Genomic DNA, 10,959 nt, shown 5'->3' on the forward strand with positions numbered 1-10,959 from the left:
GTCGGCGCCTTTTGATGCCGCCGGGGGGGGCAGATCAGGGCCGCTGACCGGCCACCGCTTCCAGAGCCGGCCGGTCTAGGATCACCACCTGGGCGCCGCGCACCTCGATCCGGCGCTCGCGACGCAGCTGCTGCAGCGTGCGGTTCACATGCACGAGGCTGAGCCCGAGGGCGTCGGCCAGGACCTCCTGCTTTACGGGAAGGTGGAAGCCTTCCGGGCGAGCTTCACCGATTTCCAGCAGGCGACCGTGCAACTCCAGCAACAGGTGGGCCATGCGTTCATAGGCGGTCTGGCGGCCCAGCCTCACGATCTGGTCCAGCAAGCGGCTCTGTTGCGCCGCAGCGGCGCCCGCGAAGACCCGGCTCAACCTCTCGGAGAGCGTGGGCAGACCCTGCTTGGCATGCCTGACCTTCAGTGGCGTGAGCGCGACCACATCGACCGACGGGCGATTGCGGGTCAGGAGGTCGAACCCGACGCCTTCGCCGGGCAAAAGGAACGCCAGGATTTGGCGCCGTCCATCGCCAAGCGAGCGCGAGAGGCAAGCCCATCCCGAAACAAGAAAGAACGGCGGGCTGTCCGCCTCGACTACACGGTTCGCGGCGTAGGTCTCGGTGCGGATGAGAAGGGTCTCCAGCTCGACCCAATCCTCTTCCTTCAGGACGCCATAGCGACGAAGTCTACGGACGTAGTTTCTGTCGGCCAGCGGCTGAGCAACCGCGGCGACGGCTAGCATCGCGCCGATCTGATGCTGGCGCGTCCTGTCTCAACGCAATCGATCATTATTGCTCGCTCCGTATTGGCGAGCCCCATCCCGGTATAAATAGTGCATCATTTAAAGTGTCTCGTCGAGTGGTAAGCAAATTCTATAAGAACTTGGCTATAGCGCTCCGTAAAGCTTTGTTTCTGGGTGGAATTATTAGTGATGATTTGCTGCGTAGGATTTTCTTGTTTTTCACGGCTGACCGCATGAACCGCTAAAGGCGCCGCTTCGTTGTAGGCACGGTCGAGCGTTTCGGCCGACTTAAGGGGCGATCGCGTGACGCTGCAGCAGGGTCTTTCGTTCGGGTTGATCGGAGCGACGGTGCTCTGCTTTCTGTGGGGACGCTGGCGATATGATCTGATCGCGCTGGGCGCTCTGGCTGTTGGGGTGGCGATCGGCCTGATCCCCGCCAAGTCGGCCTTCGACGGCTTTTCGAACGATATCGTCGTGATCATCGCCAGCGCGCTTGTGCTGAGCGCGGCGATATCGCGCTCGGGTCTGGTCGATCGACTGATGGCCCCGCTGCTGCCGCGCCTGGGGACCGAGCGCACCCAGGCGCCCGTGCTGGTCACCGTCACCACGCTGCTGTCCATGATGACCAAGAATGTCGGCGCCCTGGCGCTGATGATGCCGTCCGCCCTCCAGATCGCCAAGCGGACGGGCGTGTCGCCCGGACGGCTGCTGATGCCGATGTCATTCGGCTCCCTGGTGGGAGGCCTGGCGGTGCTGGTGGGCACGTCGCCGAACATCATCGTCTCGGAGGTGCGCGGCAAGGCGCTGGGCGAGCCCTTCCGGATGTTCGACTTCATGCCCGTCGGGGGAAGCCTGGCGCTGCTGACCATCATCTACCTGTCCGTGGCCTATCGCCTGCTGCCAAAGCATCGCGCCGCGGCGATCGACGTCGACGCCGCTCTGGCCGCCAACGCCTATGTGACCGAGGTCGAGGCGCCGGAAGGCTGGCGGTTCGGGGCGGGGCGCGTGGCGGATCTTCGCGCCGCCGCCGACGGGGCGGTGACCGTCGTTGCGATCCTGCGCGGGCGCAAGCGGATGGCGTCTCCTCACCCCAACCGCCTGATCCAGCCGGGCGACCAGCTGTTGCTGGAAGGCGAGCAACAGTCGCTCAATGAGCTGATCGTCAAGACCGGCCTGAAGCTCACCGACGCCGACCGCCCCGTGGTGATGAACGAGCCCACTGACGAGGTCCGGGTGGTCGAGGCGGTGATCGGCGGCGAGTCCGATCTCATCGGCCAGACCGCCCGCGGCCTGAAGCTGAATGAAGTCCACGGGGTCAATCTGCTGGGGGTCAGCCGCAGCGGCTATCGCATGGCGGGACGCCTGGCGACGGTGCGGCTGCGCGCCGGGGACATCCTGGTGCTGCAGGGCGGAGAGCAGCAGCTGCCGCTGGCGCTGTCGGCCCTGGGGTGTCTGCCCCTGGCCGAGCGGGAGGTCCGGCTGGGTGGCGCGCGGCACGCGCTGCTGCCGACCTTTATCCTGATTGGCGCGATGTTGCTGGTCGCATTCGGTGTCCTGCCGGCCGCCGCCGGCTTCTTCGGAGCGGCGGTGCTCGTCGTGGCCTCGGGCGCGTTGCGCATGCGAGAAGCCTACGCGGCGCTGGAAGCACCGGTCCTGGTGCTGGTCGCGGCCATGATCCCCGTCAGCGACACGGTGCAGTCCACCGGCGGGGCCGATTTGATCGCCGGCTGGCTGTCGGGCGCCTTCCACGGCATGCCGCCGCTGCTGACCCTGACGGCGATGATGGCGGTGGCTATGGCCGCCACGCCTTTTCTGAACAACGCCGCCACGGTTCTGATCGTCGCGCCGATCGGGATGGGTCTCGCCGAGCGCTTGGGCCTGAGCCCGGATCCGTTCCTGATGGCGGTGGCCGTCGGCGCGGGCTGCGACTTCCTCACGCCGATCGGACATCAGTGCAACACGCTGGTGTTGGCGCCTGGCGGCTACAGGTTTGGCGACTACGCCCGACTGGGCGCGCCGCTGACCTTGCTGATCCTGCTCGTGTCGCCCGCGCTGATCGCCTTCTTCTGGCCGTTTACGCGGTAACCGCCAGGGGAGGCGCTAGGGCGCGCCGTTCGCCGGCCCGGCCGCCGGACGGTCCTCGCTGAGACCTCCGCCCATGCCGGCGCCGGGGTTGCGGGCCAGGGTGAACGCCGCGGCGACAGCCAGGACGATCATGATCGCCACCAGCATGAGGATCGCGAGCGTGTTCCGGTTCCGCCCGGGCGTGGTGTGCGCGTTCGGCTCGCGGCCCCCGCTATGGTCTTGCTGCACGGTCGCCATGATCCAACTCCTGCTGTGGATGCTTGGGCAACGCGCCAAGGGCCGTCTGTTTCCCGAGAGCAGGATGGATTATTGCGCCGTCTGAGCCGATCGGCGGAACGCCCGTCGGCGCTCGACGTTGCGCGTCCATGGCCGCCACAGGACCCCGCAGCAGCGCCGCGATCGTCGTCTACGCCGCTTTGGCCGGCAATCTGGCGATCGCCGTCACCAAGCTGGTGGCGTTCCTGATGACCGGCTCGTCGGCGATGCTGACCGAGGCCATCCATTCCACCGTCGATACCGGCAACCAGGGCCTGCTGCTGCTGGGCTTGCGGCGCGCAGCCAGGCCGCCGAGCGAAACCCATCCCTTCGGCTATGGCATGGAGCTCTATTTCTGGGCCTTCGTCGTCGCGCTGCTGATCTTCGCGCTTGGCGGCGCTTTCTCGATCTACGAGGGGTGGCGCAAGATCCTGCGGCCCGAGCCGATAGACCGCGCCTGGATCAACTTCCTGGTCATTGGCGTCGCCGCCCTATTCGAAGGGGCCTCGTTCCTTGTCGCCTGGAAAGCGTTCAAGGTTACGCGAGGCGAGACGCCCTTCTTGACGGCGCTTAAGCGGAGCAAGGATCCGTCGGTGTTCGCCGTCTTGCTGGAAGACGGCGCGGCCCTGCTGGGGCTTCTGATCGCCGGCTTGGGCGTTCTGGGCGCGTCGGTGCTGAACCTGTCATGGGCCGACGGCGCGGCCTCGATGGGCGTGGGCGGGCTCCTCGTCGTCGTGGCGGTCTTCCTGGCCAACGAGACGCGTAGCCTCCTCACCGGCGAGGCGGCGTCCCCCAGGATCGTGGCGGGCGTAAAGGCGGTGCTGTCCGCCGATCCCAGGATAGAGAGCGTCGCCGAAGTCCTGTCGATGCATCTTGGCCCGCGCGAGATCCTGCTAGGCCTCACCCTGGACTTCAAGGACCACCTGACCGCCCGACAGATCGAAGACGCCGCGGACGATCTGGCCAGCGGCGTCCGATCCGTGGACCCTCGGATCACTCGTGTCTTCGTGCGTTCCGGACGCGCCCGGGACGCCTACGCCCAGCCGCTTGCCGGATAGGCTAGGGCGGCCATGGGCGCCGTCATGGGCCTGGCGACGCTTTCGGCCGAGCGCACCTGTTTCGCGCTGCGAATTTCATCGGTCTGATCAAGGCGAAGATTGACGAACCGCAACGTCGCCCGGTCGCGCCGGCCTTAAGGCTTAGGCGCTCAATCCTTCGTCGAGATGGTTCATGTCGATCAAACCCATTGACCTCAGCCGCATCGGCGACCTGCCGCTGCTGGCCGCCGCCAGCCAGCAGTCGCTGTCCCTGATCGCGCAGGGCGCCTTTCTGCAATGGACGCCCAAGGGCGCGGAGCTGGTCGCGGAGGGCGAGGTCAACGACTTCCTCTACATCCTGCTGGAAGGCTCTATCGAACTGGAGGGGACTTGGGGGGATCGCGACTCGACGCTTGCGGTGCTGCAACCGCTCTCAAGCTTCGTGCTGGCGTCGATCGTGCTCGAGGCGCCGGCCCTGATGACCGCGCGAACGCTCAGCCGCAGCCAGCTGCTGATGATCCCGGGCGAGCTCTTTCGGCGCGTGATCCGAGAGGATCAAGGGGTCGCGCAGGCTGTCATCGAGGAACTGTCCGGCTGCTACAGCGGTCTGGTTCGCACCATCAAGAGCCACAAGCTGCGGGCGCCTCTGGTCCGGCTGGCCAACTACCTGCTTGTGCAGCAGCGCCGCCAGGGGGGCGGCGGCGTCCTGAGGCTGCCCGTCCAGAAGCGGATGCTGGCCTCCTTGCTGGGCATGACTCCCGAGAACCTCTCACGCTCGTTCGCCGCCCTGGCGGACTACGGCGTCAAGGTCGACGGGCCGCTGGTCACGATCACGCGCCCGGCCGCCCTGACACGCCTGGCCAGGCCAGATCCGCTGATCGACAACCCGTCGCCGGTGGCGATGATGGGGCAGGCTGGGCGGGAGCGCGCCGCCCATGCTGAGGCGCCCAACTGATGGCCTATCGGTCGGTCAAGACCTATGGCGCCGAACGCGGGCTATCGTGCGCCTATCGCCAGTGGGCGGCCGACAGCCACTGTCAGCTGCTGCATGGCTACTCCCTTGGGTTCTCGTTCGACTTCGCGGCCGAGCAGCTAGACGCGCGGGGCTGGGTCGTCGATTTCGGCAAGTCGGGCTTTGGCGCGATCCGCGACTGGCTGCACTACATGTTCGACCATACGCTTCTGGTGGCCGCCGACGATCCGTCCCGCCTGGAGTTCGAGCGTCTCCAGCGGCTAGGTCTAGCGCAGGTGAGGGTGGTGCCCGGTGTCAGCGCCGAGGCGCTCGCGGCCCATGTGTTCGAACACGCCCAAGGGCTCGTGGTTTCCGCCACCAAGGGCCGCTGCTGGATCGCTTCGGTCGAATGTCGCGAGCATGGCGCCAACGCCGCCGTGTTCGAAAACCCCGACCGCGTTCTGCGGCAGGTCAGCGCCGAGGCGTTGACTCTGGCCCTCAGAGACGGCGTCGCTGGCTGACGCCACTCCGAAGATCCCACGATTCGAGCTCTCAAAATGTGGCTTGACGATCCACAATGTGGAAATCTAACGCTAGTCCGTTAGGACTGGCCGACCTTGGTTCGGAGAAGCGGGCTCGGCGGAAAAGGTCTGGGAGGACACTTTGAGCCGAGCCCCCATGTCGGTCTTGTCGCGCCGCGAGGTTCTTGCCCTGTCGGCCGCCGTCGCCGCCCTTGGCGTTGGGCGGCCGGACGAGGCCCTCGCCGCACCGACGCCGCCGATCACCGATCTGCGCTGGCTGGATGGCGAAGCTCCGCTCAGCCAGGACGGTGGAGCTTTTGGCGTTCCCTGGCCTCGCGGCGCTCTCAAGCCCTCGCAAGCCTTCAAGATCGTCGGGAAAACTGGCGAGGAGGCTCCCGCCCAGTCGTGGCCGATCGCCTATTGGCCCGACGGCTCGCTGAAGTGGTCGGCGCACGCGATCGCGGGCGGCGAGGGTCGCGATGGCCTGTCTATCGCTCTTGGCAAATCCAAGAACCCCGCCGCGCCGGTGAGCGTGAGCAAGACGGCTGGGATGATCACGGTCTCGACAGGCGATCTCGTCTGGCGTTTGCCGACGTCGGGACCCGTGCTCGTGGCCGAGGCGTCGGTCCAAGGGCGGGTTACGCTGAAGGACCTGGGCCTGGTCGCCATCGCCCAGGACCAGCCTGAGCTGGAGGCCGACGGCACCGTTCGCTCGCGCCGCTATGGCTCGAGGTTCGAGACGGTGACGGTCGAGCAGGCGGGGCCGGTGCGGGCCGTGGTCCGCTTCGACGGCGTCCATTCCGGCGACGGACGCGCGTGGCTGCCGGTGACGGTTCGTCTCTATTTCCATGCCGGCTCGGACGCGGTCCGCATCGTTCACAGCTTCATCCATGACGGCGATCCGGCCAAGGATTTCATCCGCGGCCTGGGCGTCACCGCCGGCGTGCCGATGAGCGACGAGACCCACAACCGCCATGTCCGTTTCTCCGGCGAGGAGGTTGGGGTGTTCGGCGAGGCCGTGCGCACCCTGACCGGGCTAAGGTCGCGCGGCGACCCGGGCGCCGCCGTTCGCGAAGCCCAGGTCGCCGGCCGCGCCGTGCGTACGGAGGCCCTGCCGCCCAAGCTCCGCGCCGGTCTCCAGTGGATCCCGGAGTGGGGCGACTATTCGCTGTCGCAGCTGACGCCCGACGGCTTCGCCCTGCGCAAGCGGACCAGCACGGGCCACGCCTGGATCGACTCCAATGCGGGCCGCAGGACCCGGGGACTGGCCTATGTCGGCGGTGCGTCCGGCGGGGTCGCCTTGGGGCTCAAGGACTTCTGGCAGCGGGCGCCGACCGGGCTCGACATCCGCAACGCCCATACCGAGCTGGCGCAGCTGACCGCCTGGATGTGGTCGCCGCAGGCGCCGGCCATGGACGTGCGGCCCTATCGCAGCCCCAACGGCATGGACACCCATGCCAAGGAGCTGGAAGGTCTCGATATCACCTACGAGGACTACGAGGCCGGATGGGACGATGCGCGCGGGATCGCGCGGACGTCCGAACTGACCTTATGGGTCCTGGATAAGACCCCGTCGCACGACGCGTTCTCGGCGATGGCCGGACGGGTCGCCAATCCGCCGCGCCTGACGGTGTCGCCTAAGCGGCTGAAGCAGGCCGGCGTGTTCGGCGATTGGGACGTTGTCGACGCCTCGACGCCGGCCCGCAGGCGGATCGAGGATCGTCTCACCTATCTGATCGACTACTACATCAAGGAGCAGGACCAGCGACGCTGGTATGGCTTCTGGTCCTATGGCGACGTGATGCACACCTATGACCCGGACCGCCACGTGTGGCGCTACGACGTCGGCGGCTACGCCTGGGACAATTCCGAGCTCTCGACCGATCTCTGGGTCTGGTACACCTATCTGCGCACAGGCCGGGCCGACGTCTTCAGGTTCGCAGAGGCGATGACGCGCCACACGGGCGAGGTCGATGTCTATCACCTGGGCCGCTTCAAGGGCTTCGGCACGCGGCACGGCGTGCAGCACTGGTCCGACTCGTCCAAGCAGCCGCGGGTCTCGAACGTCGCCTATCGCCGGATCTACTATTACCTGACCGCCGATGAGCGGGTGGGCGACCTGATGCGCGAGCTGGTCACGTCAGACTCGGCTCTTGAGGTGGTCGACATCTCGCGGAAGCTGCCGCCGTCGCCAGGGCGCGAACGGCCCAAAGGCGTCGTGGCTTCGGGCTTCGGAACCTCGTGGGGCGCGTTCCTGGGGGCGTGGCTTACCGAGTGGGAGCGCACGCGCGATCCACGCTGGCGCGACCGGATTCTCAACGGCATGACCACGATCGCGGCGATGAAGCGGCGCTGGTTCGCTGGCGAGGCCCCGTACGACCTCAAGACCGGCAGGTTCCTGGGCGATGGCGACTACGTAAGCGTTTCGCACCTGAACGCCGTGTTCGGCGTCGTCGAAATGACCTCCGAGCTGCTCGACCTGCTCGACGTTCCGGCCTACCGCAAGGCCTGGCTGGAATATTGCCGCTACTACAACGCCCCGCCCGCCGAGCTGAAGGCGCTGCTCGGGCAGGTCCCGGGGGGGCGCAGCCTCAATGACGCCCATTCACGCCTGACCGCCTACGCCGCCAAGTACGAGAATGATCACGCCCTGGCGCTGCGCGCCTGGTCGGAGTTCTTTGGCAAGGCTGGGCGGGAAGGCGGCGACCTGCTGTCCAGTCAAAGCCGTCGTGTCGGCGGAACGGCGGTGCTGCGTCCGATCGACGAGGATCCGATCCTGTCGACGAATGGCGTGGCGCAATGGGGGCTGGCGGCCATCCAGAACCTGGCGCTGATCGGCGACAGCCTGGAGGAAGCGGCGGCCGCGAGCCGCTGAGGCTCGCCGCGCCCTCAGGCGCGGCGCAACGTCGCGGTCGGCTCAGTGCGCGCCGTCGACGGTTAGAATCGCCTGCGCTTCACGCTGGGTTTGTCGGCCAGCAGCGAACAGCGACGCCAGGAAGGCGATCGACAGCGCGGCCGCCACGTAGCAGGCGGGACAGTGGCCCGCGAACACGAAGGCGTCGCCGCGCGTGCTGCAAATCGGGCCCGCAAGCATGCGGGGCAGCGACTGCTGCAGGGCGATCGCCCAGGCGACAAGGGCCGCCACGCCGGTGGCCGAAGGGAGGTGACGAGAAAACGCTTTGAGCATGGCGGACTCCGAATTGGCCCACAGGGTCCAACAGGTTCGCGGACTTGGCTTTGAGACAGATCAAAGCACGGGTTGAGCCGGTGTGACACCCCTGGGGTCCAGGTTCGACTCATGGAGTCCGCATGTCCGCCCCTTCAAACACCAGTGCTGGTCCGCCCGCGGGCTCCAGCCTCCTTCTAATCATCTCTGTTATCGGCGCCTTCCTGGCGCTGTTGGGGGCGGGCCTGACCCATGACCCCATTTTCCGGCTTCAGGCCGGCACCATCGCCCTGGCCGGCGTGATCGCCGCCTTCGTGCTGAACGGCGGTCTCGCCGGCGGCACGCTGCGCGACCATCCCGACCAGTATTCCGACAACGTCATCAAGGCCGGCGTCATCGCCACCATGTTCTGGGCGGCGGCCGGCCTGCTGGTGGGGGTGATCATCGCCGCCCAGCTGGCCTGGCCAAGGATCTTCTACTTCCCCGAGTTCGGGTTCCTGAATTTCGGGCGGTTGCGGCCCCTGCACACCTCGGCGGTGATCTTCGCGTTCGGCGGCAACGCCCTGATCGCGACGTCCTTCTGGGTCGTGCAGCGCACCTGTAAGGCGCGCCTCGCTGGCGGCATCACGCCGTGGTTCGTGTTCTGGGGCTACCAGCTCTTCATCGTGCTGGCTGCGACCGGCTACCTGATGGGCGCGACCCAGGGCAAGGAATACGCCGAGCCCGAATGGTACACCGACCTGTGGCTGACGATCGTCTGGGTGGCCTATCTGCTGGTCTTCCTGGGCACGATCTGGAAGCGTAAGGAGCCGCATATCTATGTGGCCAACTGGTTCTACCTGGCCTTCATCGTCACCATCGCCCTGCTGCACCTGGTCAACAACGCCGCCGTTCCGGTCGGCCTGCTGAACCACAAGTCCTACGGCGTGATGTCCGGCGTCCAGGACGCCCTGACCCAGTGGTGGTACGGCCACAACGCGGTCGGCTTCTTCCTGACCGCCGGCTTCCTGGCCATGATGTACTACTTCGTGCCCAAGCGCGTTGAGCGGCCGGTCTACAGCTACCGTCTGTCGATCGTGCACTTCTGGGCCCTGATCTTCATCTACATCTGGGCCGGCCCGCACCACCTGCACTACACGGCCCTGCCGCAGTGGGCGCAGACCCTGGGCATGACCTTCTCGATCATGCTGTGGATGCCGTCCTGGGGCGGCATGATCAACGGCCTGATGACCCTGTCGGGCGCGTGGGACAAGCTCCGCACCGACCCCGTCGTCCGGATGATGGTCGTCTCGATCGCCTTCTACGGCATGTCGACCTTCGAAGGTCCGGTGATGTCGATCCGCGCGGTCAACGCGCTGAGCCACTACACCGACTGGACCATCGGTCACGTGCACTCGGGCGCCCTCGGCTGGGTCGGCTTCATCAGCTTCGGCGCGGTCTACTGCCTGGTGCCGTGGCTGTGGAAGAAGCCGGGCCTGTACTCGAACAAGATGGTCGAGTGGCACTTCTGGATCGCGACCACCGGGATCCTGCTCTACATCGCCGCGATGTGGGTGTCGGGCATCATGGAAGGCCTGATGTGGCGGGAATACACCCCGCAAGGCTTCCTGGCCTACAGCTTCATCGAGACCGTCTCGGCCAAGCATATCGAGAACATCATCCGCACCGTGGGCGGCCTGATGTACCTGACCGGCGCGCTGATCATGATCGTCAACCTCTGGAAGACGATCAGCACGCCCTCCGCCGAGCTGGCCGACGCTCCGGCCGCCCCCGCCACCGCGATCGCCTGAGGTTCCGATGTCTCTCTGGAAGCAACACTCCAAGCTTGAGCGGCATTCGCTGCTGCTCATCGTCGGCATCCTCCTGGTCGTCTCCATCGGCGGCCTGGTCGAGATCGCCCCGCTGTTCTGGCTGCAGAGCACGATCGAAAAGGTGCAGGGCATGCGTCCCTACACCCCGCTCGAGCTGGCCGGCCGCGACATCTACGTCCGTGAAGGCTGCTATCTCTGCCACTCGCAGATGATCCGCCCGCTGCGCGACGAGGTCGAGCGCTACGGCCACTACAGCCTGGCCGCCGAGAGCATGTACGACCACCCGTTCCAGTGGGGGTCCAAGCGCACCGGTCCCGACCTGGCGCGCGTGGGCGGCAAGTACTCGGACACCTGGCACCGTGACCACCTGATCGATCCGCGCTCAGTCGTGCCGGAATC

At 66.7% G+C, this 10,959-nt stretch carries 10 protein-coding genes; 7 read left to right on the forward strand and 3 right to left on the reverse strand.

Annotated elements, in window-relative coordinates; genetic code table 11:
* Positions 1-34 precede the first annotated feature (34 nt).
* Complete coding sequence (locus DI526_RS10785; RefSeq protein WP_304277468.1) at positions 35-733, reverse strand: Crp/Fnr family transcriptional regulator; 699 nt, start codon at positions 731-733, stop codon at positions 35-37.
* Between the two features lie 303 nt (positions 734-1,036).
* Between DI526_RS10785 and DI526_RS10790 the strand changes: the two genes are divergently transcribed.
* Positions 1,037-2,818 carry an SLC13 family permease gene (locus DI526_RS10790; protein WP_304277470.1) on the forward strand — a complete coding sequence of 594 codons (1,782 nt, stop codon included), beginning with the start codon at positions 1,037-1,039 and terminating at the stop codon, positions 2,816-2,818.
* Between the two features lie 15 nt (positions 2,819-2,833).
* Here the strand turns inward: DI526_RS10790 and DI526_RS10795 are convergent, their stop codons facing one another.
* Positions 2,834-3,055: a hypothetical protein gene (locus tag DI526_RS10795; RefSeq protein WP_304277471.1), complete on the reverse strand. Its 222-nt coding sequence runs from the start codon at positions 3,053-3,055 to the stop codon at positions 2,834-2,836.
* Between the two features lie 128 nt (positions 3,056-3,183).
* Here DI526_RS10795 and DI526_RS10800 point away from each other — a divergent pair, with 128 nt between their 5' ends.
* The 4 genes from DI526_RS10800 (at position 3,184) to DI526_RS10815 (ending at position 8,458) form a co-directional block, all read left to right on the forward strand.
* The gene (locus DI526_RS10800) at positions 3,184-4,131 is read left to right on the forward strand and encodes a cation diffusion facilitator family transporter (protein WP_304277473.1); all 948 of its coding nucleotides are present in this window, start codon (positions 3,184-3,186) and stop codon (positions 4,129-4,131) included.
* A gap of 172 nt (positions 4,132-4,303) precedes the next feature.
* Positions 4,304-5,065: a cyclic nucleotide-binding domain-containing protein gene (locus DI526_RS10805; protein ID WP_304277476.1), complete on the forward strand. Its 762-nt coding sequence runs from the start codon at positions 4,304-4,306 to the stop codon at positions 5,063-5,065.
* Positions 5,065-5,583 (forward strand): 6-carboxytetrahydropterin synthase, encoded by a 519-nt coding sequence (locus tag DI526_RS10810; RefSeq protein ID WP_304277478.1) that lies wholly within the window; start codon positions 5,065-5,067, stop codon positions 5,581-5,583. Before DI526_RS10805 ends, DI526_RS10810 begins: the two co-directional genes overlap by 1 nt.
* 157 nt (positions 5,584-5,740) lie before the next feature.
* Positions 5,741-8,458 carry a Tat pathway signal sequence domain protein gene (locus DI526_RS10815; RefSeq protein WP_304277480.1) on the forward strand — a complete coding sequence of 906 codons (2,718 nt, stop codon included), beginning with the start codon at positions 5,741-5,743 and terminating at the stop codon, positions 8,456-8,458.
* A 42-nt stretch (positions 8,459-8,500) separates the two neighbouring features.
* Here DI526_RS10815 and DI526_RS10820 read toward each other — a convergent pair whose 3' ends face one another.
* The gene (locus tag DI526_RS10820) at positions 8,501-8,770 is read right to left on the reverse strand and encodes a hypothetical protein (RefSeq protein ID WP_304277482.1); all 270 of its coding nucleotides are present in this window, start codon (positions 8,768-8,770) and stop codon (positions 8,501-8,503) included.
* A 122-nt stretch (positions 8,771-8,892) separates the two neighbouring features.
* Here DI526_RS10820 and ccoN point away from each other — a divergent pair, with 122 nt between their 5' ends.
* Complete coding sequence (gene ccoN, locus DI526_RS10825) at positions 8,893-10,539, forward strand: cytochrome-c oxidase, cbb3-type subunit I (RefSeq protein WP_304277484.1); 1,647 nt, start codon at positions 8,893-8,895, stop codon at positions 10,537-10,539.
* 7 nt (positions 10,540-10,546) lie between these two features.
* A partial coding sequence (gene ccoO, locus DI526_RS10830) for a cytochrome-c oxidase, cbb3-type subunit II (protein WP_304277486.1) occupies positions 10,547-10,959 on the forward strand: 413 nt, incomplete at its 3' end.

Source organism: Caulobacter segnis (assembly GCF_003243465.1).
GTDB lineage: Bacteria > Pseudomonadota > Alphaproteobacteria > Caulobacterales > Caulobacteraceae > Caulobacter > Caulobacter segnis_A.

Bases quoted from the DNA above. Each gene is read 5' to 3' on its own strand.
- ccoN (WP_304277484.1), top strand. From the start codon at position 8,893: ATGTCCGCCCCTTCAAACACCAGTGCTGGTCCGCCCGCGGGCTCCAGC.
- DI526_RS10815 (WP_304277480.1), top strand. From the start codon at position 5,741: ATGTCGGTCTTGTCGCGCCGCGAGGTTCTTGCCCTGTCGGCCGCCGTC.
- DI526_RS10805 (WP_304277476.1), top strand. From the start codon at position 4,304: ATGTCGATCAAACCCATTGACCTCAGCCGCATCGGCGACCTGCCGCTG.
- DI526_RS10785 (WP_304277468.1), bottom strand. From the start codon at position 733: ATGCTAGCCGTCGCCGCGGTTGCTCAGCCGCTGGCCGACAGAAACTAC.
- DI526_RS10820 (WP_304277482.1), bottom strand. From the start codon at position 8,770: ATGCTCAAAGCGTTTTCTCGTCACCTCCCTTCGGCCACCGGCGTGGCG.
- DI526_RS10810 (WP_304277478.1), top strand. From the start codon at position 5,065: ATGGCCTATCGGTCGGTCAAGACCTATGGCGCCGAACGCGGGCTATCG.
- DI526_RS10800 (WP_304277473.1), top strand. From the start codon at position 3,184: ATGGCCGCCACAGGACCCCGCAGCAGCGCCGCGATCGTCGTCTACGCC.
- DI526_RS10795 (WP_304277471.1), bottom strand. From the start codon at position 3,055: ATGGCGACCGTGCAGCAAGACCATAGCGGGGGCCGCGAGCCGAACGCG.